This window comes from Kribbella sp. NPDC051587 (assembly GCF_044453945.1).
Classification (GTDB): domain Bacteria; phylum Actinomycetota; class Actinomycetes; order Propionibacteriales; family Kribbellaceae; genus Kribbella.
Map to the genome: position 1 here is coordinate 948052 of NZ_JBITDE010000001.1, position 24681 is coordinate 972732.

A 24681-nucleotide genomic window follows, 5' to 3' on the forward strand; every position below is an offset into this window, starting at 1 on the left:
CGCAGCGAACACGTCACCTGGGTGTGTCACACCCAGCTGAATCACGCCCTCCCGGAGGTCGCCGTACGGCGGAAGGCTGGACGCCATGACCTCATCACTTGAAGGAAAGGTCGCACTCGTCACCGGCGCGGCCCGTGGCATCGGAGCCGCTACCGTGGCCTGGCTGCACGCACGTGGCGTAGCCGTCGTCGCAGCCGACCTGCGACCGGATGTCGCCGACCTGCCGTTCCCGGGCCTTGCCACGGTCGTCGGAGACGTGTCCCGCGAGGACACCGCGATCCGGTCCGTGGAGACCGCGGTCGAGCGCTTCGGCGGTCTGGACATCCTGGTAGCGAATGCGGGCCGGTCGGTGAACAAGCCGATCACCCAGACGACAGCCGCGGACTGGGACGAGTTGCTGGCGGTCAACGCGCGCGGCGTCTTCCTGCACGCCCGTGAGGCGTTCCGGGTGATGAGTGAGCACGGCGGTGGATCGATCGTGACGGTCGGCTCGTTCGCCTGCACGGTCGGGTTGCCCGACGCGTCGGCGTACAGCGCCTCGAAGGGTGCGCTGGCCCAGCTGACCAAGGTGCTCGCCCTGGAGGGCGGCCCGCACGGCATCCGCGCCAACGTGGTCGCGCCCGGCGTCGTCGAGACCGATCTGCTGGACACCTTCCGGCCGGACAGCCGTGAGTACCTGCGGTCGTTCGGCAGCGCCCACCCGCTCGGACGGGTGGCACAGCCCGCCGAGATCGCCGAGGTGATCGGCTTCCTCGCCTCACCGGCGGCCGCGTTCGTCACCGGGGCTGTCGTCGCCGCCGACGGTGGCTACACCGCGGCCTGAGAAAGGACACCAACATCATGGCAGGACGACTCGTAGGCAAGGTCGCGTTGATCACCGGCGCGGCCGGTGGGATCGGGCGTGCGACAGCCGAGCTGTTCGCCCGTGAAGGCGCGCAGCTGGTACTCGCCGATCTCGGCTCCCCGCAGGACAGCACCGCCGATGTCCTGAGACTCCCGCTCGATGTCTCCTCGGAGAGCCAGTGGGAGGCCGTCGCCGAGGCGACACGCGAGCGGTTCGGGAGGCTCGACGTACTGGTCAATCTGGCCGGCATCGTCGACTGGCCTGGCATCGAGGGCACCACGCAGGCGGACTGGGACCGGGTGATCGCCGTCAACCAAACCGGCACCTGGCTCGGTATGAAGGCGATGCTGCCGTTGCTGCGGGCATCCGGTGCGGGCTCGATCGTCAATACCTCGTCGGTGCTCGGACTGATCGGCAGTGGCGCGGCCGCGGCGTACCAGGCCTCGAAGGGCGCCGTCCGTCTGCTCACGAAGACCGCCGCCGTCGAGTACGCGACCCGCGGCGTCCGGGTCAACTCCGTGCATCCCGGCGTCATCGCCACCCCGATGATCCAGGAGATCCTCGACGAGCAAGGCGACCAGCAACCCGACATCGTCCGTACGCCGATGCGCCGCGCCGGCCAGCCGCACGAGGTCGCCACTCTCTATCTGTTCCTCGCGAGCGACGAGTCGTCGTACGTGACCGGCGCCGAGTTCGTCGTCGACGGCGGCCTCACCGCGCACTAGCCGAGGCAGGCCTCGAAGGTGGGGCGGTGGCGGGTGGTGAAGTCGTGTTCGCGTCGGGACCAGGCGATGCGGTCGGCGCGTTGCTGGGGTGTCACCTCGGCTTGGGTCTCGGTCCAGAAGCGGACGTTGCGGGACTGGCGTTCGAGGATGGCGTCGACCAGCACTGCGCGTTGGGGCTCGGTCGCTGCGTAGCCGTCGGCGAGGACTCGGACCTGCGCGGCTTGGCGGTCGGGGTCGTCGTGTTTGGAGGCGATGCACCAGGTCCAAGCGGCGTAGCCGAGGTCTTCCAGCGGGCTGCCTACGGCTGCGGTGTCGAAGTCGATGAGGGCGACCGGGCGGTCGCCTCGGAAGATCGTGTTGTTGGGGCCTGGGTCGTGGTGACAGATGACCTCGTGCGGGGCGGTGCGGGTCGCGTCGTGGAAGGCGCGGAGGAGTACGCCGAACGCAGCCACCTGCTCGTCCTGCCAGCGCTGGAAGGGGCCGACGGCACCTTCCAGGTAGGTGAGGATGTCGCGGCCCTCGTCGTCCCGGCCTAGGTAGCGCGGGGCTCCGGCGAAGCCGCGGGACTCGAGCAGCCGGAGCAGGTCGGGAGTCCCGGGGGACGCGGGGCGTCGTACGGTGTCACCGATCCGTACGACGCCTGGGGTGATGCGGCCGGGCTGCATCTACTGGGTGGGCCGGGCCTGGGCGAAGGTCCAGTGGTGGCCTTCCAGGTCTTCGGTCTCGTACCGGCGGTAGCCGTACTGATGGATCTCGCTGAGGATCTTGGCGCCGGACTCCTGCGTGTGGGCGAAGTGGGCGTCGAGGTCGTCGACGTAGATCCAGGTGCTGTGGTCGTGCTGGGGTGCGCGGTCGCCGGTACGGCGGAAGAGCATGACGCTGCGGTCGCCGACGTTCAGCTCGACCCAGGACGGGGCGGTGCCTTCGGCGGGAATGCTCGTCCACGAATCGAGGCCGAAGACGGTGTGCAGCCAACGAGCCGCGGCGGCCGGATCCTCGTAGTACAAGCCGATGGCGAGCCGGTCGAGTTCGCGCGGCGTACTGGGTGCGTCATCGCGCCGGGCGACCCACTGCGGCACCCACTTGATGACGTTCTTCCAGAAGTAGAAGGCCTTCTCGCCACCGGCGATCAGAGCCTGTACGACGGTGACGCGAGTACCGTCGCTGGCCGGCTCGAAGGTGATGCGGGTCTCGGTGTCGTCGACCGAACTGCGGTAGGCGAAGAGTTCACCCGGCTCCCAGTCGGTGATCCGGCCGAGCTCGAGCACGTCGTCCGGTGGCGTGTAGACCTCGAGGATGCGGCCGCCGACGCCTGGCTCGATCTGCATCGCGGTGGCACGGGCGGCGTCGAAGAAGTTGATCGGGCCGCGCACCCACCACAGGTCGATCTCTTCGGTGAAGATCCGGAAGGCAGTCGCCGGATCGGCCGCGACCTCCACGGACGCTGTCGCTGATTGTTCGGTCATGACTTCTCCACGTGTCGTTTGAAGGCGCCCAACTGCTCGCGCCAATGCGCCTGCACTTGGTCGAGCCAGGCCTGTACGGCGACCACGGGCTCAGGGTTCAGCCGGAAGAGGCGGACGCGGGCGTCATCGGGCACCCGCTCGTCGGCGACCAGTCCTGCCTCGAGCAGGATCCGGAGATGCCGGCTCATCGCCGGTGACGACGAACCGGTCGCCACCGCGAGCTGACCGGCCCGCTGCGGACCCTCACCCAGCAGCTGCACCACCTGCCGCCGGGTCGGATCGGCGAGTACCTCGAAGAACCGATCGACCTGATCTTCCACCATGCCGCAATAGTTCTACCAGATGTGAACTATTGTCAACCGCTCGAAGGACCCCTGAGTTGGTTGGATGGTGCCCATGAGTGAGAGAGATGTCGAGAAGGACTACACCGTCGCCGAGTTCGCCGCCAAGCTCCGTCGGCTGGCCGATGCCCTGGAGGCGGGCAAGCCGTTCCGGATCCAGATCGCCGGCGAGCGCTTCACCGTTCCGCAGAACGCGCGGATCAGCGTCGAGCACGAGCGCTCCGAGGACGAGGAAGAGGTCGAGTTCCAGCTGAAGTGGTCCCACGCCGACGCCGACGAGGACCCCGAGGACGACGACGCGGTCTGAGCCATTTGACCGGATATCCCCTGAAATGCGCGGCCGGTACGGCGGGCGCTGGCTGGCGTTGGCGGTCTCGGTTAGCGGTCGGCTGGTACGGCGGTTGTCAGGTGGCAGGAGACTTGCGGGGCTGTCGTGGCCGGGAGGATGGGGAGCGGGGTTGTCCGGCAGGCGTCCACTCCGTTGCCGGCGGCTACCAACTGGCAGCGTGGGTGGAAGCGGCAGCCGCTCGGGATGTGGGTCGGGTCCGGGGGTTCGCCGGTGAGGATGATCCGGGACGGCGATTCGGGGAGTACCGAGAGCAGGGCTTGGGTGTAGGGGTGCTGCGGATTGGTGAGCACGTCTTCGGTGGGGCCGGACTCGACGATCCGGCCGAGGTACATCACCGCGACCCGGTCGGCGATGTTCCAGGCGAGGCCCAGGTCATGGGTGACCACGAGAGCGCCGAGGCCGAGGTCGTCGCGCAGCCGCAGGAGCAGGGCGAGGATCTCACCGCGGATCGAGGCGTCCAGGGATGCGACGGGCTCGTCGGCGATCAGGATCTTCGGGTCGAGCGCGAGCGCACCGGCGATGACCACGCGCTGACGCTGGCCGCCGGAGAGTTCGTGCGGGTAGCGGAGGAAGAAGCGTTCAGGCGGTCGCAGACCAGCCCGCGCGAGCGCTGACGCGACGATTGCCTCTTCATCGGGCAGCTTGTGGATTCGCGGGCCCTCGGCAACAGCCTCGTAGACGGTCTGCCGGGGATTCAGCGCACCAGTGGGGTCCTGAAGGACAAGCTGGACCTGACGTCGGAAGGTGCGGAGCGCGCGGCCGGAGTAGCCGAGCGGACTACCTTCGTAGGACACGGTCCCGCCTGCCGGGCGCACGAGGCCGAGGAGGGTTCGAGCGAGGGTGGTCTTGCCGCACCCGGACTCGCCGACCAGCGCGACGATCTCGCCGGGAGCGATGGACAGGTTGACGCCGTCGACGGCGCGCGCCCGGCCGAACTCGACCATCACATTGGTTGCCTCTAGCACTTTTCCTCCACCAGGACACAGGCAGCCAGCCGGTCGTCCCCAGCGGGCCGGAGCTCGACCGGCGACGTCGCGCACGATTCCAGCGCCACGGGGCACCGCGGATGGAACGAGCAACCTCCCGGCAACTCGGCCGGATCCGGTGGATCACCGGCCAGCCCACGCGGAGCCAATCGCGACGCCGGGTCGCCGACCGTCGGGAAGGCCGCAGACAGCGCCTGGCTGTAGGGATGCTTGAAGCCCGACGCGGCCGGCCCGGTCTCGACGAGCCGACCGGCATACATGACGGCAAGGCGATCGCAGACGTCCGCCAGCACCGACAGGTCATGCGAAATCATCAGCAGGGCAATGTCTTCCGAGGCGATCAGGTGCCTGATCAGGGTCAGCACCTGCGCCTGCACCATCAGGTCGAGCGCGGTCGTCGGCTCATCGGCGATGATCAGCTGCGGCGAACAGGCCAGCGCCATCGCGATCATCACTCGTTGCCGTTGGCCACCACTCAGTTCATGCGGATAGCTCCGTGCTCTCCAGGCTGGCAACCCGACCTGCTCGAGCAGTTCCCGGACCCGGACCGCTGCCTGGGAAGCCGAGGCCAGCCGGTGCACCAGCAACGGCTCCGCGATCTGGTCGCCAATTCGCCGTACCGGATTGAGTCCGTGCTGCGCACCCTGGAAGACGATCGACGCCCCCGACCACCGCACGGCTCGCAACCGGCCCCAGTTCATCGCGACGACGTCCTCGCCATCCAGGAGGATCCGTCCATCGATCCGAGCCGTCCTTGGCAGCAGGCGAAGGATCGAGAGCGCGACCGTCGACTTGCCGGACCCCGACTCCCCCGCCAGCCCGACAGCCTCACCGGCCGCGATCGACAACGACACACCCCGTACGGCGGGGACGTCGCCACTCGCCAGCCGGTACGTCACCGACAACCCATCGAGTTCCAGCATCAGGCCGCCCGGGTTCGCAGTCGCGGATTGAGCACAGTCTCCAAAGCCCTTCCACACAAGGTGAAAGCCATCACCACGATCACGATGCACAGACCCGGGACGAGGATGTACCACCAGGCGCCGGCGGTGGCCGCACCCCAGTCGTACGAACCGCGCAGCATCGTTCCCCACGAGGTCTTGTTCGCGCTCACGCCGAGGAACGCCAGTGTCGACTCGGTGACAATCGCGCTCGCTACCTCCAGCGTCGTACTTGCCAGCAGCAACGGTGCGACGTTCGGCAACACGTGCCGCGTGGTGATGTGCCAGTGCCCGGCGCCCAACGCCAGGGATCGTTCGATGTACGGACGAGCTTCCACAGCCAGCGTTTGCGCGCGGATCAGCCGAGCGGTCGACGGCCAGGAGGTGACACCGATCGCGACGACGATGGTCGCCGTACTGCCACCGAGGATCGCCGCGAGCACCAGCGCGGTCACCAGCGACGGCAGCACCAGGAACCAGTCGGTCACCCGCAGCACGATCGCGCCGGCCCAGCCGCGGAAGTGACCGGCCGCAATCCCGAGCACGGTCCCGATCACCATGCTCAGCAGGGCGGCGAGGAATCCGATCAGCAACGAGGTTCGCGAGCCCCACCAGATCATCAGCAGCACGGACCGCCCGGACTCATCGGTACCCAGCGGGTAGTCCAGACTCGGCGGCGCCATCTTCGCGCCCGTCCCGCCGACTACGTTCGTGACGCCCGCATCGATGAACAGCGGCGCGATCAGCGCGAGCACGACCGCCACCACCAGGACGCCGAGCCCGGCCATACCGGCCCGGTGCGTCCGGAAATCTCGCCAAAACCTTTGCACAGAACGCTGCCGCCGTACCCAGGTCACATTGCTCATACCGACCTCACCCGCGGGTCGAGGACGTGGTAGATCACGTCGGCCAGCGTGTTCATCAGGATCACCGACACCGTGATCAGCAGGAACGTGCCTTGCATGAGGGTGAAGTCCGGCACCCTGATCGCCTGGTAGAACAGCTGCCCGAGCCCCGGCCAACTGAAGATCGCCTCGACCGTCACCGCACCTCCGACGACGAACCCGATCCGCATGAACACGAGCGTCACCGTCGGCAGCAAAGCATTCGGTACGGCGTGCTTGCGGCGAATGTCGTCGTCCTTCAGCCCCTTGGCCCGGGCGGTCGTGATGTAGTCCTGCTCGACCTCGTCCAGGACCGACGACCGCATCACCAGCAGGTACTGGGCGTAGACCACGGCAACCAACGTCAAGCACGGCAACACCATGTGCTGCGCCACATCAAGCACATAACCAAAGCCATCAGGAGCATCGACACTGGAGATCCCGCGCGTCGGGAAGAGCCCCGGGATCGGACCGATGCCGGCGGCAAACACCATCAGCAGCAACAGTCCGAGCCAGAACGTCGGCACCGACCACAGCACCAACGACACCGCGGTGGAGAACCGGTCGAACCGCGACCCCGGCTTCCACCCGGCCCGCGCGCCCTGCCAGATCCCCAGGCTGACCGCCATCACCAACCCAGTACCGGTGAGCAACAGTGTCGGCCCGATCCGCTCACCGATCAGATCGAGCACCGGCCGCTTGTACTCGTACGACGTACCCAGGTCGAACCGCAGTGTCTGCCCGACGAAGTGCACGAACTGCTCGGGGATCGACCTGTCCAACCCGAGCCGCGCACGCTCCAGATCGAGCTGTTCCGGCGTCATGTTGCGCCCCTGCGCCAGCGCGCGGACCGGGTCGCCCGGCAGCATCCGGAACAGGAAGAACGTCGCCACGACCACCATCGCGATGCTCAGCAGCGCCCCGCCCACCTTGGTCGCCGCATAGCGCAGCAACCCATGGCGGGCGGGAGCCGCCTCAACCTCGGCGACGACCGTCATTCGCGCTCGTCGGCAACGCCGCGCCGCCGCCGCGCCAGGAAGAACCCGCCCAGCGCCAGTACGACGACCGCTCCCGCGACCCCCGCGATGAGTCCGGTGTTCGAGCCGCCGCTGTCCGTCGTACCGGTGTTCGTCACCGCGTCGACGGTGTAGAACGGCCAGTAGCCGCTGCCGCCGTACAGGATGCCCTTGTCCTCGGGGATCGGCGTGATGCTCGCGATCCGGTCCTTGCGGTACCCCTCGAGGTCGTTCGGGTAGTAGAGGGCGATCACCGGCGCGTCGACGTACAGGCGCTCTTCCATCTTCTTGATCAGCTCGGCGCGCTTCGGCCGGTCGAGTTCCTTCTGCTGCTGCTTGTAGAGCGCCTCGTACTGCGGGTCGCAGTAGAACGACTCGGTGCCGCCGCCCTCGCCGGACGCGGTCGGGCGCCGGCTGCACAGGTGCGTGCCGAGGACCTCTTCGGGATCGGGGTTGACCGACCAGCCGCTGATCGCGATGTCGAACAGCGCCGTCGTACCGGTCTCCTCGGTGAACTTGCTGGAGTCGAGCCGGCGCGCGGTCAGCCCGATGCCGATCTCCTTGAACCAGCCGGTCAGGTACTCGGCCAGCTTCTCCTCGCTCGGCGCATCGGTGTGAATGCTGAAGCGGAACTGGAGTTTCTTCGATCCGTCCGGCATGGTCCGGATGCCGTCGGCACCCTTCTTGTAGCCGGCGTCGTCGAGGATCTTGTTGGCCTTGGCAACGTCATAGGTGATCTTCTCCGCGCCCGAGGCCTGCCAGAAGAAGTCCTTGTACAGCGGTGGCACGATCGAGCCGTCGGCGACCCGGGCCAGCCCGCTCTGCGTCTCGTCGACCAGCTTCTGCTTGTCGATCGCGTAGTGCAGCGCCTGCCGCACCCGCGGATCCTTGAGCGCCGGGTGACCGTCACCGATCGGCTTGTTGTCGCTGGTCGTCGCACCGTGATTGATCTGCAGGTACGTCGCCCGCCGGCCCTCGGCGTTCCACTGGACGATGTTGTCGTCACCCTTCAGCGACTCGAAGTCCGGCGGTGCGAGCCGGCCGATCAGGTCGATGTCGCCCTTCTTCAGCCCGACGATCGAGGCGGCCGGGTTGTCGTAGAAGATCATCTGCAGCTCGTCGATCTTCGGCGCCCCACGCCAGTAGTCCTTGTTGGCCTCGAGCCGGACGAACTGGTCCTTCTTGTACTCGACCGCGACGTACGGACCGCTGCCCACGGTCGGGTACTGGTCGGCCTCGTACTTGCCGATGTCGGTGACCTTCTCCCAGACGTGCTTGGGCAGGATCGGCACCGGGTTGTCGAGCATCGACGCCTGCGGTGCCTTCAGCTTGATGGTCAGGTCCTGGCCGCTCGCGGTGACGCTGGCGAAGTTCTCGACCGCCGGGCCGTTGCCGGCCTTGGCCGCGTCGTCGGTGATCATCTTGTTGAAGGTCCAGGCCGCGTCGTCGGCGGTGATCGGCTGGCCGTCGGACCACTTGGCCGTCCGGATCTTGAAGGTCCATGTCAGGCCGTCGGGTGACGTCGTCCAGGACTCCGCCAGGTCCGGGCTGGGCTGCAGGGTCTTGGAGTCGGGCACGGTCAGGAAGCTGTACATCCAGCGCTGCAACGAGCCCGACACCAGCCGGACGGCCAGGAACGGGTTCATCGAGTCGACCGCCTGGGTCACCCCGACCTTGATCACCTTGCGTCCCGGCTCAGCGGCAGACGCCGTACCGGGCAGGCACAGCAACGCGATCGCTCCGAGCATCGCGAGACATTTCCTGATCATCCCCACGCACCTTCCGCCCTCAGTGGTGTTTGGGAAGACACCACACCAGCAAGCGCTGCCCTGGTCAATGAAGTACCAATCTTTGTCACACATACGTCATCAACTTTCGACTTGACTACACGACCGTGTAGCTGTCTACTCGACTGTGTAGTCAAGGAGGATTTCCCATGAACGACGATCTGACCGCCCGGGCCCGGATCCGGGACGCGGCGATCAAGCTCTTCACCGAGCGCGGGATCGAGGGCGCCTCGATCCGCGACATCGCCACCGAGGCCGGCGTCTCGTCCGGCCTGGTCCGGCACCACTTCGGGTCCAAGGAGGCGCTCCGCGACGCCTGCGACGAGTACGCGCTCGGCCGGATGTTCGAGCTCGGCCGCGAACTCGTCGACGAGCAGGGCCTGGAGAACGTCAGCGTCGCAACGGTGCAACCCGTCGCATTCCCACTGCAGACGTACCTGGTCCGCTCGATGATGGACGGCTCCGAGACCGCTTCCGCGATGTTCCTGCAGACGGTCGAGTACGGCGAGCAGTGGGCCAGAACGCACGGCGTGAAGACCGACGACTACCGGGCCTGGTCCGCCGTGATCACGGTGATGAAACTCGGCGTCTACGTGCTCCGCGAGCAGCTCGAACTCGCGCTCGGCGAGGACATCGCGTCCGCGTCCGGCTACGCCCGGATGAACCGGGCCTTCGTCGACATCTTCTCCGAACCCATGCTCACCCCCGAGCAGGCGGCCAACCTTCGAAAGGACAACCACTGATGTCCGCTGCGGCGATCCACACGGAGGGTCTGGTCAAGACCTTCGGCCGCACCCGCGCGCTGGACGGTCTCGATCTGACCGTCCGCACCGGCGAGGTGCACGGCTTCCTCGGCCCGAACGGCGCCGGGAAGACCACCACGATCCGGATCCTGCTCGGGATGACCCGGCGCTCCGACGGGACCGCGCGCCTGCTCGGCGGCGACCCGTGGTCGGACGCGACCGCTCTCCACCGGCGGCTCGCGTATGTCCCCGGCGACGTGACGTTGTGGCCGAACCTGTCCGGTGGCGAGGCGATCGATCTGCTCGGCCGGATGCGCGGTGGTCTCGACAAGAAACGCAAGGCCGAACTGCTGGAGCGCTTCGATCTCGACCCGCGGAAGAAGGCCCGGACGTACTCGAAGGGCAACCGGCAGAAGGTCGCCCTGGTCGCGGCCTTCGCCTCGGATGTCGAACTCCTCCTGCTCGACGAGCCCACCTCGGGATTGGACCCGCTGATGGAGGAGGTCTTCCGCGAGGTCGTCCAGGAGATCAGCTCCGGCGAAGGCAAGACCGTGCTGCTGTCCAGCCACATCCTGTCCGAGGTCGAGGCGTTGTGTGAGCGCGTCACGATCATCCGGGCCGGTCGCGCGGTCGAGAGCGGCACGCTGTCCAGCCTGCGGCACCTGACCCGGACGTCGATCACGGCCGAGCTGGCCGGGGCGCCGAACGGCCTGGCTTCGCTGAACGGCGTACACGATCTGCGCGTCGAAGACGGACTGGTTCGCTTCGACGTCGACACGGAGGAGATCAACGCCGTACTGCGACAGCTGGTCGAGGTCGGCGTCCACAGCCTGATCAGCCAGCCGCCGACGCTCGAGGAGCTCTTCCTGCGCCTGTACGAACCGGAGGCCGCGCGATGACCGGCGTCCTTGGTTTGGTGCGGCTCATCCTGCGCCGGGACCGCATCGTGCTACCGCTGTGGATCGTGTTCCTGGCCGTCATCCCGATCAGCTTCGTCTCGTCGTACGGCGACCTGTTCCCGACGCCGGAATCACGGCTGAGCTACGCGAACAACGCCGGCTTCATCACCCTGTACGGCGAGTTGGGCGGGACGTCACTGGGTGAGTTCGTCACCTGGCGGCTCGGCTTCGTGCCGTTGATCGTCGGGCTGATCGGGCTGCTCACCGTGATCCGGCATACCCGGGTCGAGGAGGAGACCGGGCGTTCCGAGTTGCTCGGATCGAGTGTCGTCGGGCGGCACGCGGGGCTCGCCGCCGCCCTGCTGACATCCTTCGGGGCCAACCTGGTGCTCGGCGTACTGATTGCCCTAGGCATGCAAAGTCAGGACCAGCCACTGGCCGGATCTGTTGCCCTCGGCCTCGAATTCGCCAGCACCGGCTGGCTTTTCGCGGCCGTTGGTGCGGTCGCCGCGCAGCTGACCGCGAACTCCGGTACGGCGCGCGGGATCGCGATCGGGGTGCTCGGCGCATCGTTCGTACTGCGAGCGGCCGGGGACACGAGCGCTCACACCGACGGTCCACTCGCCTGGCTGTCCTGGCTGTCGCCGGTCGGTTGGGCCCAACGCATCCACCCGTACGGCGCTAACCGGTGGTGGCTGGGTGGACTGATGCTCGCGGCAACCGTCGTACTGGTGGTGGTGGCTGTTCAGCTCGCGGTACGACGTGATGTCGGGTCGGGCCTGTTGCCCGCACGCCTCGGGCCTGCCGAAGGCCGGTTGGGGTCGCCGTTCGGTTTGGCCTGGCGACTGCATCGTGGGCTGCTGGCTGCCTGGACGGTCGCTTTCGCCTTGCTGGGCTTGCTGTTCGGAAGCGTGGCCGAGGGCGTCGGCGACATGATGCGCGACGATCCGCAGATCCAGAAGATCTTCGAGCGGCTCGGCGGTGCGGGTGCGCTGATCGACTCGTTCCTGGTCGGTGTCATGACGATCACCGGACTGATCGCATCGGCGTACGCGGTGCAAGCAACACTGCGGCTGCGCGCCGAGGAGAGTAGCGGCCGCGCCGAACCAGTCCTAGCCACCGCTACCAGCCGCCTGCACTGGGTCGCCAGCCACCTCGTCTTCACCTTGCTCGGCCCTGCCATCGCGCTGCTGGCGTCCGGCATCGCCGCGGGTTTGGCCTACGGCTCCGCAGTCGGCGACGTCGGTGGACAGCTCCCCCGACTGATCGGCTCGGCCCTCATTCAACTCCCCGCCGTCTGGCTCCTGGGTGCCCTCACTCTCGCGCTCTTCGGCCTCATCCCCCGCGCCTCCCAAGCCGCCTGGGCCGGGCCCAGCGTCTGCCTCCTGATCGGCCTACTCGGTGCCGGCGTCCAACTAGCCCCGTGGATCAAAGACATCTCCCCCTACACCCACCTCCCCCAACTCCCCGGCGGCTCGGTCTCCGCCGTACCCCTGGTCGTCCTCTTGGCCATCACCGCCGCCCTCACCGCCCTAGGCCTGACCACCCTCCGTCACCGAGACCTCCCCACCAGCTAGAGATTCGAGCCGTCCTAACGTCCGAACGATCGAACACATGGCATGCGGGTCCCTCGGACGTTATGAGCGGCGCGAAGCTAACGTCCGAACGAACGCAGACATGGCGTGCGGGTTCTTCGGACGTCAGCGGGACTCACCAGCGGTCAGGTTGGAGCGGGTTGGTGTTGAGAAAACGGGTACTGCTACGACGTTCTCGGTAGAGAGAGGAGAACGTCATGGTTGACGCATTGCCGCCCGTGACCGAGCGGGCAGGGTTTGAGGCTGAACTGGACGCGCTGCGAGTTCGGGAGAAGGCGCTGACGCGTGAGACCGATGCTGTTGCGGCGGCTCGGCGGCGGTTGCCGATGGTCGAGGTGGACGCCGGGATCACCGTGACCGGTGAGAACGGGCCGGTGACGCTGCTCGAGGCGTTCGAGGGGCGTTCGCAGCTGATCGCGTATTACTACATGTGGCACGACGGGCACCCGGCGGCTGAGCAGTGCCCTGGGTGCACGTGGTGTAACGGCGCAGTGGGCGAGCTGTCCTACCTGCACTCCCGTGACATCACGTACGCCGTCTTCTGCCAGGGCCCGTACGACGAGAGTCGGCGGTACCGGGACTTCATGGGCTGGACGATGCCGTGGTACTCGTCGATCGACAACCGCGACCAGCTGCTCGTCGGGCGGAATCTCGGGCAGATGTACCTGGTCTGCTACCTGCGGGACGGCGACCGGGTGTTCGAGACCTACTGGACGACGTTGCGCGGTGTCGAGGTGATGGACAACGGCTACCACCTGATGGATCTCACCGTGTACGGCCGCCACGAGGGGCACGAGGACTCACCGGCGGGCTGGCCGCAGGAGTGGGCCAAGGCCGAGCACATCCTGAAGAGTGACGGCCGTCCGATCGCCCAGTGGTCGCGGATCGAGGCTGGGCGGTCGGACAAGCTCTAGACCTTCGCGTTGCGGGACCACACGAAGCAGTAAGCACCGAACGCGGCAATGCCGAGGGCCAGGACCGTCAGCAGGATCGAGCCGAAGGGCTGTTCCTTGATCGTGCGGAGGGCGGAGTCCAGGCCACCGGCCTTGTCGGGTTCGTAGCTGATCGCGGCCCAGCCGAACAGGATCCCGACCACCGCGAACGCGACCCCCTTGGCGGCGTACCCGAGCCGGCCGAGCAGGATGGTCTTGTCGGAGACCCCACCCACCAGGTCCTCGGTGAACTTCTTGGTCACCGCCTTGTGGATCTGCCGGACGCCGACCCCGATGATGACGAGCCCGACGATCACCACCAGCACCCGGCCGAAGCCGTGCTCCATCATCCGGGCGGTCATCGTCTTCTGCTGGTTACTGCTCGAACTCCCGGCCCCGATCGCGACCTTCACCGCGCTGACGCCGAGCACGAGATAGACGACCGCACGCCCGGCCGACGACACCCGCTTCTCGGTGTCGAGATCGCCGTACGCGAGGTCGAGCGCGCGCCAGATCACCAGTGCGAAGAGCCCGACCGCGACGATCCAGAGCAGGACCCCACCGAGCGGCTTGCTCGCCAGTTCCTGCAGTGCGCCTTGCTGGGACGCCTCCTGTGAAGACTTTCCCCAGGCCAGTTGGAGGGCGATCCATGCGATCAACAGATAGACGACGCCGTACGCGATCAAACCGACCGTGACGGCGGTGCCGTACCACTTACTGTGTCTGACTTCCTGGGCGGATCTCATTGTGTTCCAGTGCCCAGCGACAAACGACGACTAGGTTGCGAGCGGAGCGGCGGCGTCCGCTTCCTCTACGTCACCGGACTCACCGAGGCGGGCTGCGCGACGGCCGAGGATGAACACGTAGAGGAAGAAACCGATCTCGACCAGGATGCCGATACTGATCCGCACCGGCCCCGGCAGGAACGGCGTCACGAAGGCCTCGATCACGCCAGTCAGCAGCAGGATCGCGGCTAGTCCGATTGCCATCCCCATCGTCGCCCGGCCGGTCTGCGCGAGCGCCTGCATGCGCGTCCGAGCCCCGGGGACGATCCACGACCACCCCAGCCGCAGCCCAGCCGCCGTACCGATGAAGACGGCAGTGAGCTCGAGCAGGCCGTGTGGGGTGATCAGGCTGAAGAACAGGCCGCCCTTGTCGTGCCCGATCATCAGACCGGCGCTCACTCCCAGGTTGAGCGCGTTGTCCCAGAGGATGAAGATCGACGGGATCAATAGGATGCCCAGCGCCAGTACGGCGGCCGTCAGCGTCGCGTTGTTGAGCCAGACCTGCAGGGCAAAGTCCTGGGCCGGGTTGTTCGAGTAGTACGCCTCGAAGTCGTGGTCGACCAACTGCTGGATCTGGGCCGGCGCTGCGATCGAGTCGATCACCTCGGGGTGCGCCAGGACCCGCCACGCGGACCAGGCCGCCACCAGGTAGAAGAGCAGGCCGATAGTCAGCCACCAGCGTCTGGAGACGTAGAGCGATGCTGGGAAGGTCACCAGGAAGTACCGGGAGATGTCTCGCCACACAGGTGCCTGTGCGCCAGTCACAGCGCCTCTGGCGTCGGCAATCAGGCCGGAGAGCCTGCCGATCGACACTGGGTCCGCACCGGCCGCTCTGAGCGCGGACAGGTGCGTACCGACGCGCTGATAGAGCGTGACGAGCTCCTCGGCCTCAGCACCGGTCAACCGCCGCTGCCGCCGGGTCAGGTAGGCCAGACGATCCCACTGCGGCTGATGCACCGAAACGAACGCCTCGACGTCCATGACCCACCTCCTCCCCCAACTGGCTCCTTGCGCTGGCAGACTAGCCCGACTGAGTGTCTATGCAGGAGGGGGGACGGCAGCGTGTCTCAGTTGGTCACGGGGGAGGCGGTCGTCCTCCAGGTACGGATCGCGCGGATGCCGACTCGGGCGCTGGCCTGTGCGATCGACGTGATCATCCAGGGCATGGTGCTGAGCGGCATCATCAGTCTGCTGTTCGGATTCCTGATCAGCGAGCAGTCGAGTGAGGCGCTGGCGGTCGCGCTGGTGATCATCGTCGTCCTGCTCGTGGTGGTCGGCTACCGGCTGGTGATGGAGACGCTCACCCGCGGGCGGACCGTCGGCAAGATGGTTCTCGGGCTCAAGGTGGTCCGCGACGACGGCTCGTCGATCCGGTTCCGGCACGCGCTGGTACGGACGCTGATGTGGTTCTTCGTCGACTTCGCGCCGTGGTTCGCGGCCAGCCCGGGCATCGTGGCGAGCCTGATGAACAAGCAGGGCAAGCGGATCGGCGACATGGTCGCGGGCACGGTCGTGATCCGCGAACGCCAGCAGTCGATGTCGTCGCCGCCCCTGTTCGTCCCCGCTCACCTCGTGGCGTGGGCGCAGTCACTCGAGCTCTCCCAGCTCCCCGACGAACTCGCGAACACGGCCCGCGACTACCTGGCCCGCTTCACCGAACTCCAGCCCGCCGCCCGCGCCGCCCTCGGCGAAACCCTCGCCCACCGCATCGCCCTGGTCACGGCCCCCGCACCGCCGACCCCGATGATCGCGCCGGCCTTCCTCTCCGCCGTCCTGGCCGAACGCCGCCGCCGCGAACTCATCCGCCTGGCCGTCGTCCGCCCGGTCACCACCGGCCCGTTCGCCCCCGCGAACCCGTACGCCGTCCCCGCCGGCCCCTTCGCCCCACCCAGCCCGTACGGCGTCCTCCCGCCCACCCCCGTGCCGGTCTTCGCCCCACCCCCACCCACCGCCGCCGCAACCCCAGCCACCCACAACGCCCAAGGCTGGGCCACCCCCGGCAGCAACTCCTCCGGCTGGACCTGACCGGGTTAGTGTTGCGACTATGTCGCAACTGGTGGAGTGGAAGGCTTGGTCGGAGCGGTGGGATGTTCAGCAGGCTGGATACCTGCCGGATCGGGACGAGCAGTTCTGGTTGATGCTGACGGTGGTTGAGCGGGTGGTTGGGGCGCCGGGGCGGTTGGTGGATCTGGCGTGTGGGCCGGGGACGATTGCGACGCGGGCGGTTGAGCGGTTCCCACAGGCGGAGGTTGTCGGGGTCGACCTGGATCCGTTCCTGTTGGAGATCGCGCGGCAGACGGTCGACGGCGCGCGGTTCGCCGAGGCGGATCTGCGTGCAGACGGTTGGGACGCCGTACTGGGTGCGGATCCGGTCGACGCGGTGTGTTCGGCGACTGCGTTGCACTGGCTGGACCCGGCCGACCTGGAGCGGCTCGCGCAGACCATGGCACGGCGAATCCGGCCCGGTGGCGTCTTCCTCAACGCAGACACGATGCGGCTCGGCCCATCCGACATACCGCGACTGGACGCGCTCGCCGTCGAGCTGCGCGACGAGATCTGGGCCGCGTCGCACGCCTCCGGCGTCGAAGACTGGGCAACCTGGTGGGCGGCCGCCGCGGCCGAGCCGGCCTTCGCCGACCTGCTCGCCGAGCGCGACCGCCGGTTCGCGAACCGCGGCAAGTCGCGAGAGATCACCATCACCGACACCCTCGAGTCGTTCCGCAAGGCCGGCTTCGCCGAGGTCGCCGTACTAGGTCAGGTCGCCGACAAACACCTCTTCGCCGCCATCCGCTGAGGCAGCTTGCTGCCAGCGGATCAACCGGAACCCAGGCCCCACCTAGCGTTGCAGGCATGAGCTTGAGTCTGGAGATTTTCGCCGCCCAACCTGACAGGTTGCAGCGGGCCATCGGCTCACGGGACGCGAGACTGCTGCACGGGCTCAGGACGACGTCTGTCGAGCAGTGGGCGCATGACGACGACTACTGGGCGCAGGAGATCGCCGTCGGCGGGCCGACCAGCAGCTCGGCCGTGCGCGCGGTGCTCGGCGGTGGACCCTTCGACGAGCGCTTCGGTCACCTGTACGGATCGGCGTTCCTCAACATCTGCAGATTCCTGTTCGCCGACTACGAGCTGAGCAACGAGTACTTCAGTGGGTTCCGCAGTGGCTGGCTTGTCGATGTCGGCAAGGGGCTGCGGCAGCTCGGTATCACCACACCCCAGCTGGACGATCTGGTGTTCAGCGGAATGCCGGCTCCGCTGCCGGACTCCGAGGGCCTCGGGTACGGCGCCTGGGACACCGCTACCTGCCGAGCCGGCCTGGCGCAGTGGCAGGCCTCGACGGCTCAGCAACGAGCAGAGCTGCACCCCGAAGTGCTCGGCGCTGTCGAGAACTGCATCGCCTGGATGAGCGAGGCGGTCCTGCTCAGCGACCAGACGCCGGAGGAGTTCGGTGTGGTCGCCTTCCTCGGCTGACACAGCGAAAGCGCCCCACCGGGTAGGTGAGGCGCTTTGCTGTGGGGGGATCAGTAGCGGTAGTGCTCGGCCTTGTAGGGGCCTTCGACCGGGACGCCGAGGTAGGCGGCCTGCTCCTTGGAGAGCTCGGTCAGCTTGACGCCGAGGGCGTCGAGGTGGAGCCGGGCGACCATCTCGTCGAGGTGCTTGGGGAGCACGTAGACGTCGGTCGGGTAGTCGGCGGTGCGGACGAAGAGCTCGATCTGCGCGAGCACCTGGTTGGTGAACGAGTTCGACATCACGAACGACGGGTGCCCGGTCGCGTTGCCCAGGTTCAGCAGCCGGCCTTCGGACAGGATGATGATCGTGTGACCGTCGGCGAAGCGGAACTCGTCGACCTGCGGCTTGATGTTGACCCGCTCGATCCCGGCGGTCTTGTACAGACCGGCCATGTCGATCTCGTTGTCGAAGTGGCCGATGTTGCCGACGATCGCCTGGTGCTTCATCCGCGCCATGTGGTCGGCGGTGATGACGTCCTTGTTGCCGGTCGTGGTGACGAAGATGTCGGCGATCCCGACGACCTCGTCGAGGGTGGTGACCTGGTAGCCGTCCATCGCGGCCTGCAGCGCGCAGATCGGGTCGATCTCGGTGACGATGACGCGCGCACCCTGGCCGCGCAGCGACTCCGCACAGCCCTTGCCGACGTCGCCGTACCCGGCCACGACCGCGACCTTGCCGCCGATCAGGACGTCGGTGGCGCGGTTGATGCCGTCGATCAGCGAGTGCCGGCAGCCGTACTTGTTGTCGAACTTCGACTTGGTGACCGAGTCGTTGACGTTGATCGCCGGGAACAGCAGCGCGCCGGCCTTGTGCATCTCGTAGAGCCGGTGCACCCCGGTGGTGGTCTCCTCGGTGACACCCTTGATGCCCTGACCGATGCCGGTCCACAGCTGCGGGTCCTCGGTCAGCGTCCGGGTCAGCAGCTTCAGGACGACGGCGTACTCCTCGGAGTCCGCGGTCGACGGGTCCGGGACGGCGCCGGCCTTCTCGAACTCGGTGCCCTTGTGGACGAGCATGGTGGCGTCGCCACCGTCGTCCAGGATCATGTTCGGGCCCTCAGCACCAGGCCACTTCAGCGCCTGCTCGGTGCACCACCAGTACTCCTCCAGCGTCTCGCCCTTCCAGGCGAAGACCGGTACGCCGGTGGGGTTGTCGACCGTACCGTCCGGGCCGACGACGATCGCGGCGGCGGCGTGGTCCTGGGTGGAGAAGATGTTGCAGGAGACCCAACGGACCTCGGCACCGAGCGCGGTCAGCGTCTCGATCAGGACGGCGGTCTGGATCGTCATGTGCAGCGAACCCATGATCCGCGCACCGGCGAGCGGCTTGCTCTCGCCGTACTGGGCGCGCATCGCCATCAGACCGGGCATCTCGTGCTCGGCCAGCCGGATCTCCTTGCGGCCGAACTCGGCCAGCCCGAGGTCCGCCACCTTGTAGTCGAACGTCATACCGCTCCCCTGAAGACTTTGTGAGTGCTTCCTGCTTGCCTGAGCCTAGAGGGCCCGGACCGTGCGTTTGATCGCCTGACGGGCGTTTTTGACACCGAAATGTCAGGATTGGGGTCATGCGCATCACCGAAGCCGCGAAACGCCTGGGCACGACCCCCCGGATGCTGCGCTACCGGGAGGCCCTCGGGCTGCTGCCGCACTCCCGCCCGGGCCAGACCGCCCAACGCCAGTACGACGACCGCGACCTGGCCGCCGTCCAGCTCGCGCTCGACCTCGAACGCCGGTACGACGTCACGCCGGCCGCGCTGGCCTTCGCCCTCCGCGCCCTGGCCGAGCCGTCGGTCGCCGCCGACCTCCGCAACCTGGGCTACCGGACCGGCAAACTCACCACCCCACCCACCCAGTCCCAGATCGATCGGGACCGGGCACTGCGCTGGCTGGGACGTTCCGGCGTACTGCCGCCCCGCCCCCGCTGACCCCATTTCGCTGGCTAGGCAGTCATATTGGGGGTTCTCCACCCTTAACCACGGTGCAGAACCCCTAAGGGCGGTGCCTAGCCAGGCAAATGAGGTGGGTCAGTGGGCGGGAGCTTCGGGTACGGCGGGACGCTCGTCGGGGGCGTAGTTCTCGTGGAAGATGTCGGGCTCGAGGTAGATGTGCACCGACATCGGTTCGGCGGCACGGATGGCGCGCTCGGCGGCGTTGATGGTCTCGGCGACGACCGCGCTGTCGGTGGTCGGCTCGACGGCGAGCTTCGCGGCGACGAGCAGCTCCTCGGGACCGAGGTGCAGGGTCTTGATGTGGATCAGGCGCTGGACACCGGAGGTGCCCTCGATCGCGTCGACGATCTTCTGCTGCGCCTCGCGGGTCGCGGACTCACCGAGCAGCAGCGACTTCATCTCGATCGCCAGGAAGATCGCGACGGCGACGAGCAGCGCGCCGATCGCCATCGAGCCCAGGCCGTCGAAGATGCCGTTGCCGGTGATCAGCGTCAGTGCGACACCGATCAGCGCGAGCACCAGACCGGTCAGCGCGGCGAAGTCCTCGAGGAGGATGACCGGGAGCTCGGGCGAGCGGGCCTGGCGGATGAACTTCGGCCACGAGATGTGCCCGCGGATCTTGTTCGCCTCGATGATCGCGGTCCGGAACGACAGCGACTCCATCACGATCGCGGCCACCAGCACCGCGACCGGCACCCACTTCCAGTCGGTGATGCCGTGCGGGTCGTGGACCTTGTGCCAGCCCTCGTAGAGCGCGAACAGACCACCGACGCTGAACAGCACGATCGCCACGATGAACGAGTAGACGTAGCGCTCCCGGCCGAAGCCGAACTGGTGCAGCTCGTCGGCCTCGCGCTTGGCCCGCTGCGAACCGACCAGCAGCAGCACCTGGTTGCCGGCGTCGGCCAGCGAGTGGATCGCCTCGGCCAGCATCGAGGCCGACTGGGTCAGCCCCCAGGCGGCGAACTTGGTGACCGCGATCCCGGTGTTCGCCAGCAGGGCCGCGACCACGGCCTTGTTTCCGCCACCAGCCATGGTTGTTCAGGTCCTCCGTGAAAAATCAGGGTGCGGACACGACGAACGCCGTGCCGGAACCACGCAGGTTACAGGGTCCCTCGGGTCCACCCGCGAACGCGGACTGCCCGGCGGACAACGTCACACCGTCATAGGTGCCCCCGGCACCGACCTCGACCGATCCGTCCACACAGCAGACGATTCGCGGCCCGGACCCGGTGACCGTTTGTTCACCACCGTCGAGGTCGACCCGCCGTACGGCGAAGTATTCGCACCCGGTCTCGTAGACACCGTCGGTCGCGGTGATCACCGGGTCGGTCAGCGGCTCGAAGTCGACCACGGACACCAGCTCCGGTACGTCGACGTACTTGCTCGTCAGTCCACCCCGCAGCACGTTGTCCGAGTTCGCCATCACCTCGAACCCGAGTCCGTGCAGGTACGCATGCACGTTGCCGGCCGGAAGATAGACCGCCTCGAAGCGTTCCAGCCGGACCCGGTTGAGCAGCAAAGCAGCCAGTACGCCGGGATCATCCGGGAAGTCCGCGCACAGCTTCGCCAGCGTCTCGATCTCAAGCGTGTACGCCGAGCCGGCGTACTGCGCGCAGGCCTCGCCCAACGCAGCAACGAGCGGACGGATCGAATCCCGGTCGCTGCTCATGAAGTCCGTGAAGGCTTCCTGCAGCTTGCCGTCGCGCAACTGCTGGGTCAGCCCGTCGAGACCGACCGGGGCCAGCGCCTCCAGCAACGCAACCGTCGACGCCAACGGCCGGAAGCCGACCAGCGCGTCGAACGGCTCGAGGGCAATGAGGATCTCCGGCTTCGGCCAGGCGTCCTTGTAGTTCCGGTCCGCGGCATCGCGCGGGATCCCGGCTGCTTCATCGCGTGCATACCCGTCGATCGCCTGGGCGCGCGAAGGGTGCGCCTGGATCGACAACGGCTGCGCCGCCGCCAACAGCTTGGCCAGGAACGGGAACCGCCCCTCGAACTCCTCGGCGACCTCCACACCCAGTACGTCGGATGCGCCGGCCTGCACCACGTCGTACAGGGACTCACCGCTCGGCAGGATGGAGGGCGCCGACTCGTGCGCGCCCATCCACATCTCGGCCTGCGGTGTGCCGTCCGGCGCGACGCCGAGCAGCGCCGGGATCGCGGTCGACGATCCCCACGCGTAGTCGCGGATGGTGTTCTGCAGCCGAACTACCACGCCGGGTCCTCCGAGGGGATGCCTGGCTCGGTCGGTCCGTCGTCGACGGCCGTGCCGTAGCGGCCCAGCCCAATGCCCAGGTACGCCGCGGCATAGCGGCCGTGCTGGGTCAGAGCAGCGTACCGGGCGATGTCTGTGCCCGCCGCCTGCGTCACGACGTGCACTCGCACCTCGTGGCGCTCCGCCTTGAGTGCAAGCTTGTTGCGGGTCTCCGTGACGGCAGTGTCGGCCAGACCGTCGTCCAGAATGATCAGTGCGGGTCGCAGCTCATCGCCCTGGTCGAACGGGTCGGCGAAGAGGTCACGCGGCGGCTGGTTGAGCACCGGCAGCAGGTGACCGGCATCCGCAGCCAGAGCAGGCCGTCCACTCGCCAGCCGGAGTGCCTCGACCACTCGACGCGCTGCGCGGGCAGCCAGCACCGAGCCACCCCACACGAGCGGCAGCGCGTCGGCCAGCACAAGCGCGAGCTCCTTGGCCGGGTTGGACGCTACGTCGTTGTTGGGCGAGCACTCGATCGCTACGTCGTCGAGCATGGCCGCGACGGACTTGGCGTCCACCTCCGGCCCGAGGTCCATCTGATGCAGCCCCTGCAGTACGGCGACCGCAGCGGCGAGCTGGTCATCGGACTGCGACGGCAGCCGGATCGCATGCCGCAGACCGGCCGATGCGATCGCAACGGGCGAGTCCTCCGGGCTGGCGATGATCAGACCGCAACCACGACGCGCAGCCTCGGCAGCGGCCGACACTGCGTCGTTGTCCTCGCTCTGACCACCCAGCACGATCACCAGGTCCAGCGGTCCGGCCCAACCGGGCAGGCCCGGACCGGGCCACGCCACGAACGGCACTGGGCAGACAGGCTCCAGTACGGCGCGCACCAGCCGGGCGTCGCGACCAGCGGCCACAATGGCGCGCGGCCGGAAGCCGTCCGAAGTCAGCGAAGACAGTACATCGTCTGCTGCCTCCAGCTCGGCGCGCACGCGCGCACCGGCCATCGCCAGCCGCCGCAGCAGGTGATCAGTCGCCTGAAGCGCAGCCGGGTCGTCCAACCGCGAGTCGTCGAAAACACTCATGCCTGGTCCGCGGTCTCCTCGGCGCGGGTGTCCCGTGCCTCGTCGATCAGCAGCACGGGGATGTCATCGCGCACCGGGTAGGCCAGGGCGCAGCCGGTGTTGGTGCAGACCAGCTCGTTCGCCTCGTCGTCCACCCGGAACTCCGAGCGGCACTTCGGGCAGACCAGGATGCTCAGCAGATCCGGGTCCAGATTGACTGCCATCAGTTCTTCCCCTCGTTAGAAAGCACTGTCACAGAGGTGCCGGTGATCAGCGCCAGCACTTCGTCCCGGACCCGCTCCATCGTGGCGCGGTCCGCGGCTTCGACGTTCAGCCGCAGCAGCGGCTCCGTGTTCGAGACACGGACGTTGAACCACCACTGTGGCGCGGACACGGTCAGACCGTCCAGGTGGTCGACGGTGATGCCGTCTTGGCCGCCGTACGTGTCCTCGATCGCGGCGACCGTGGCCGCCGCGTCGTCGACCTTGTTGTTCAGCTCGCCGGAGGCGACGTAGCGCTCGTAGATGGCGAACAGCTCGCTGGCCGGCTTGTCCTGCTCGCCCAGCGCGGCCAGCACGTGCAGTGCGGCCAGCATGCCGGTGTCGGCCCGCCAGAAGTCCTTGAAGTAGTAGTGCGCCGAGTGCTCGCCACCGAAGACCGCATCGGTCTCGGCCATCTTCTGCTTGATGTTGGAGTGCCCGACCCGCGTCCGCACCGCCACGCCGCCGTGCTCGGTCACCAGCTCCGGCACCGCCTTGGAGGTGATCAGGTTGTACAGGATCGTCGCACCGGGGTGCTTGGCCAGCTCCCGTACGGCGACCGCGCCGGTGATCGCGCTCGGCGAGATCGGGTCGCCCTTCTCGTCGATCACGAAGCAGCGGTCCGCGTCGCCGTCGAAGGCGAGCCCGAGGTCGGCGCCGACCTCGACGACCTTGGCCTGCAGGTCGACCAGGTTCTTCGGGTCGAGCGGGTTCGCCTCGTGGTTCGGGAAGCTGCCGTCCAGCTCGAAGTACATCGGCACGATCGCGACCGGCCCGGTCGCGAAGACGGCCGGCACGGTGTGCCCGCCCATCCCGTTCCCGGCGTCGACGACGACCTTGAGCGGCCGGATCTTGGTCAGGTCGACCAGGTCGTGCAGGTGGTCGGCGTACGCGGTGAGCAGGTCCTTCTCGCGGATCTTGCCCGGTACGGCGCTCGGTGCCGGGCCGTCGACCAGTGCCTTCGCGACCAGGTCCGCGATGTCGCGCAGCCCGGAGTCCGCCCCGACCGGCGCGGCCCCGGCGCGACACATCTTGATGCCGTTGTACTGCGCCGGGTTGTGGCTCGCAGTGAACATCGCGCCCGGCAGGTTCAGCCGCCCGGACGCGAAGTACAGCTGGTCGGTCGAGGCCAGCCCGATGGTGATCACATCCGCACCGGTACTGGCCACTCCCTCGGCGAAGGCGGCGGCAAGCGCCGGACTCGACGGCCGCATGTCGTACCCGACCACGACCGCACCAGAACCCGCGAGCACGTCCAGGACCTCGACGAACGCCGCCCCGGTCGCCCGGGCCACCGACTCGTCCAACTGGTCCGGCACGACCCCACGAACGTCGTACGCCTTGAAGATCGCCGCAACGTCAACCATGCACGGACCCTATCCGGCCCAGTGTAAAAGCTGTAT

Annotated in this window: 27 protein-coding genes; 11 read left to right on the forward strand and 16 right to left on the reverse strand. The window is 67.7% G+C overall.

The annotated features are described in order from the left end of the window. The first annotated feature begins 85 nt into the window (after positions 1-85). Positions 86-823, forward strand: a complete 738-nt coding sequence (locus ACIA49_RS04540; protein WP_396375700.1) for an SDR family NAD(P)-dependent oxidoreductase — start codon at positions 86-88, stop codon at positions 821-823. 17 nt (positions 824-840) lie between these two features. After that, on the forward strand, positions 841-1569 hold the full coding sequence (locus tag ACIA49_RS04545) for an SDR family NAD(P)-dependent oxidoreductase (protein ID WP_396375701.1): 729 nt from the start codon (positions 841-843) through the stop codon (positions 1567-1569). Here ACIA49_RS04545 and ACIA49_RS04550 read toward each other — a convergent pair. The 3 genes from ACIA49_RS04550 to ACIA49_RS04560 are packed head-to-tail and all read right to left on the reverse strand — an operon-like array spanning position 1566 to position 3358. Beyond that, on the reverse strand, positions 1566-2234 hold the full coding sequence (locus ACIA49_RS04550; RefSeq protein ID WP_396375703.1) for a phosphotransferase: 669 nt from the start codon (positions 2232-2234) through the stop codon (positions 1566-1568). The two genes, ACIA49_RS04545 and ACIA49_RS04550, sit on opposite strands and share 4 nt — an antisense overlap. Then, on the reverse strand, positions 2235-3035 hold the full coding sequence (locus tag ACIA49_RS04555; RefSeq protein ID WP_396375704.1) for a VOC family protein: 801 nt from the start codon (positions 3033-3035) through the stop codon (positions 2235-2237). Next, complete coding sequence (locus ACIA49_RS04560) at positions 3032-3358, reverse strand: ArsR/SmtB family transcription factor (RefSeq protein WP_396375705.1); 327 nt, start codon at positions 3356-3358, stop codon at positions 3032-3034. Before ACIA49_RS04560 ends, ACIA49_RS04555 begins: the two co-directional genes overlap by 4 nt. A 73-nt stretch (positions 3359-3431) precedes the next feature. On the opposite strand from ACIA49_RS04560, the gene ACIA49_RS04565 reads away from it, so the two are divergent. After that, positions 3432-3683: an amphi-Trp domain-containing protein gene (locus tag ACIA49_RS04565; protein WP_396375706.1), complete on the forward strand. Its 252-nt coding sequence runs from the start codon at positions 3432-3434 to the stop codon at positions 3681-3683. A gap of 71 nt (positions 3684-3754) precedes the next feature. Here ACIA49_RS04565 and ACIA49_RS04570 read toward each other — a convergent pair whose 3' ends face one another. The 5 genes from ACIA49_RS04570 to ACIA49_RS04590 are packed head-to-tail and all read right to left on the reverse strand — an operon-like array spanning position 3755 to position 9321. Beyond that, on the reverse strand, positions 3755-4690 hold the full coding sequence (locus tag ACIA49_RS04570) for an ABC transporter ATP-binding protein (protein ID WP_396375707.1): 936 nt from the start codon (positions 4688-4690) through the stop codon (positions 3755-3757). Beyond that, positions 4684-5634, reverse strand: coding sequence for an ABC transporter ATP-binding protein (locus ACIA49_RS04575; RefSeq protein WP_396375708.1), 951 nt, complete (start codon positions 5632-5634; stop codon positions 4684-4686). The genes ACIA49_RS04570 and ACIA49_RS04575 overlap by 7 nt, the downstream gene beginning before the upstream one ends. After that, positions 5634-6518 carry an ABC transporter permease gene (locus ACIA49_RS04580; protein ID WP_396375709.1) on the reverse strand — a complete coding sequence of 295 codons (885 nt, stop codon included), beginning with the start codon at positions 6516-6518 and terminating at the stop codon, positions 5634-5636. The genes ACIA49_RS04575 and ACIA49_RS04580 overlap by 1 nt, the downstream gene beginning before the upstream one ends. Next, a complete protein-coding gene (locus ACIA49_RS04585) occupies positions 6515-7534 on the reverse strand; it encodes an ABC transporter permease (protein ID WP_396375710.1) in 1020 nt (339 codons plus the stop codon). Before ACIA49_RS04585 ends, ACIA49_RS04580 begins: the two co-directional genes overlap by 4 nt. After that, positions 7531-9321 carry an ABC transporter substrate-binding protein gene (locus ACIA49_RS04590; RefSeq protein ID WP_396375711.1) on the reverse strand — a complete coding sequence of 597 codons (1791 nt, stop codon included), beginning with the start codon at positions 9319-9321 and terminating at the stop codon, positions 7531-7533. Before ACIA49_RS04590 ends, ACIA49_RS04585 begins: the two co-directional genes overlap by 4 nt. Positions 9322-9488: 167 nt before the next feature. Between ACIA49_RS04590 and ACIA49_RS04595 the strand changes: the two genes are divergently transcribed. The 4 genes from ACIA49_RS04595 (at position 9489) to ACIA49_RS04610 (ending at position 13490) form a co-directional block, all read left to right on the forward strand. Further along, positions 9489-10082, forward strand: a complete 594-nt coding sequence (locus ACIA49_RS04595) for a TetR/AcrR family transcriptional regulator (RefSeq protein ID WP_396375712.1) — start codon at positions 9489-9491, stop codon at positions 10080-10082. Then, positions 10082-10981, forward strand: coding sequence for an ATP-binding cassette domain-containing protein (locus ACIA49_RS04600; protein ID WP_396375713.1), 900 nt, complete (start codon positions 10082-10084; stop codon positions 10979-10981). The genes ACIA49_RS04595 and ACIA49_RS04600 overlap by 1 nt, the downstream gene beginning before the upstream one ends. Beyond that, the gene (locus ACIA49_RS04605) at positions 10978-12558 is read left to right on the forward strand and encodes an ABC transporter permease (protein ID WP_396375714.1); all 1581 of its coding nucleotides are present in this window, start codon (positions 10978-10980) and stop codon (positions 12556-12558) included. Before ACIA49_RS04600 ends, ACIA49_RS04605 begins: the two co-directional genes overlap by 4 nt. 215 nt (positions 12559-12773) lie before the next feature. Then, positions 12774-13490: a DUF899 family protein gene (locus ACIA49_RS04610; RefSeq protein ID WP_396375715.1), complete on the forward strand. Its 717-nt coding sequence runs from the start codon at positions 12774-12776 to the stop codon at positions 13488-13490. Here the strand turns inward: ACIA49_RS04610 and ACIA49_RS04615 are convergent. After that, positions 13487-14254 (reverse strand): DUF1206 domain-containing protein, encoded by a 768-nt coding sequence (locus tag ACIA49_RS04615; RefSeq protein WP_396375716.1) that lies wholly within the window; start codon positions 14252-14254, stop codon positions 13487-13489. The two genes, ACIA49_RS04610 and ACIA49_RS04615, sit on opposite strands and share 4 nt — an antisense overlap. Before the next feature lie 30 nt (positions 14255-14284). Next, positions 14285-15274: a stage II sporulation protein M gene (locus tag ACIA49_RS04620; RefSeq protein WP_396375717.1), complete on the reverse strand. Its 990-nt coding sequence runs from the start codon at positions 15272-15274 to the stop codon at positions 14285-14287. 81 nt (positions 15275-15355) lie between these two features. Between ACIA49_RS04620 and ACIA49_RS04625 the strand changes: the two genes are divergently transcribed. From ACIA49_RS04625 to ACIA49_RS04635, 3 genes are read left to right on the forward strand one after another with little or no spacing between them, the layout of a single operon-like run. Beyond that, positions 15356-16318: an RDD family protein gene (locus ACIA49_RS04625; RefSeq protein WP_396375718.1), complete on the forward strand. Its 963-nt coding sequence runs from the start codon at positions 15356-15358 to the stop codon at positions 16316-16318. Between the two features lie 19 nt (positions 16319-16337). Further along, entirely contained in the window at positions 16338-17087 is a 750-nt protein-coding gene (locus tag ACIA49_RS04630; protein ID WP_396375719.1) for a class I SAM-dependent methyltransferase, read from the forward strand. A 56-nt stretch (positions 17088-17143) separates the two neighbouring features. Beyond that, positions 17144-17764: a hypothetical protein gene (locus ACIA49_RS04635; protein WP_396375720.1), complete on the forward strand. Its 621-nt coding sequence runs from the start codon at positions 17144-17146 to the stop codon at positions 17762-17764. Between the two features lie 50 nt (positions 17765-17814). Here the strand turns inward: ACIA49_RS04635 and ahcY are convergent, their stop codons facing one another. Next, complete coding sequence (ahcY, locus tag ACIA49_RS04640; protein WP_396375721.1) at positions 17815-19251, reverse strand: adenosylhomocysteinase; 1437 nt, start codon at positions 19249-19251, stop codon at positions 17815-17817. 116 nt (positions 19252-19367) lie between these two features. Between ahcY and ACIA49_RS04645 the strand changes: the two genes are divergently transcribed. Further along, positions 19368-19727 carry a MerR family transcriptional regulator gene (locus ACIA49_RS04645; RefSeq protein ID WP_396375722.1) on the forward strand — a complete coding sequence of 120 codons (360 nt, stop codon included), beginning with the start codon at positions 19368-19370 and terminating at the stop codon, positions 19725-19727. 99 nt (positions 19728-19826) lie between these two features. Here the strand turns inward: ACIA49_RS04645 and ACIA49_RS04650 are convergent, their stop codons facing one another. From ACIA49_RS04650 to ACIA49_RS04670, 5 genes are read right to left on the reverse strand one after another with little or no spacing between them, the layout of a single operon-like run. Beyond that, positions 19827-20786: a cation diffusion facilitator family transporter gene (locus ACIA49_RS04650; protein ID WP_396375723.1), complete on the reverse strand. Its 960-nt coding sequence runs from the start codon at positions 20784-20786 to the stop codon at positions 19827-19829. 25 nt (positions 20787-20811) lie between these two features. Beyond that, complete coding sequence (manA, locus tag ACIA49_RS04655) at positions 20812-21969, reverse strand: mannose-6-phosphate isomerase, class I (RefSeq protein ID WP_396375724.1); 1158 nt, start codon at positions 21967-21969, stop codon at positions 20812-20814. Then, a complete protein-coding gene (locus ACIA49_RS04660; RefSeq protein WP_396375725.1) occupies positions 21963-23039 on the reverse strand; it encodes an SIS domain-containing protein in 1077 nt (358 codons plus the stop codon). Before ACIA49_RS04660 ends, manA begins: the two co-directional genes overlap by 7 nt. Continuing rightward, on the reverse strand, positions 23036-23242 hold the full coding sequence (locus ACIA49_RS04665; protein WP_396375726.1) for a Trm112 family protein: 207 nt from the start codon (positions 23240-23242) through the stop codon (positions 23036-23038). The genes ACIA49_RS04660 and ACIA49_RS04665 overlap by 4 nt, the downstream gene beginning before the upstream one ends. Continuing rightward, the gene (locus ACIA49_RS04670; protein WP_396375727.1) at positions 23242-24645 is read right to left on the reverse strand and encodes a phosphomannomutase/phosphoglucomutase; all 1404 of its coding nucleotides are present in this window, start codon (positions 24643-24645) and stop codon (positions 23242-23244) included. Before ACIA49_RS04670 ends, ACIA49_RS04665 begins: the two co-directional genes overlap by 1 nt. Positions 24646-24681 lie beyond the last annotated feature (36 nt).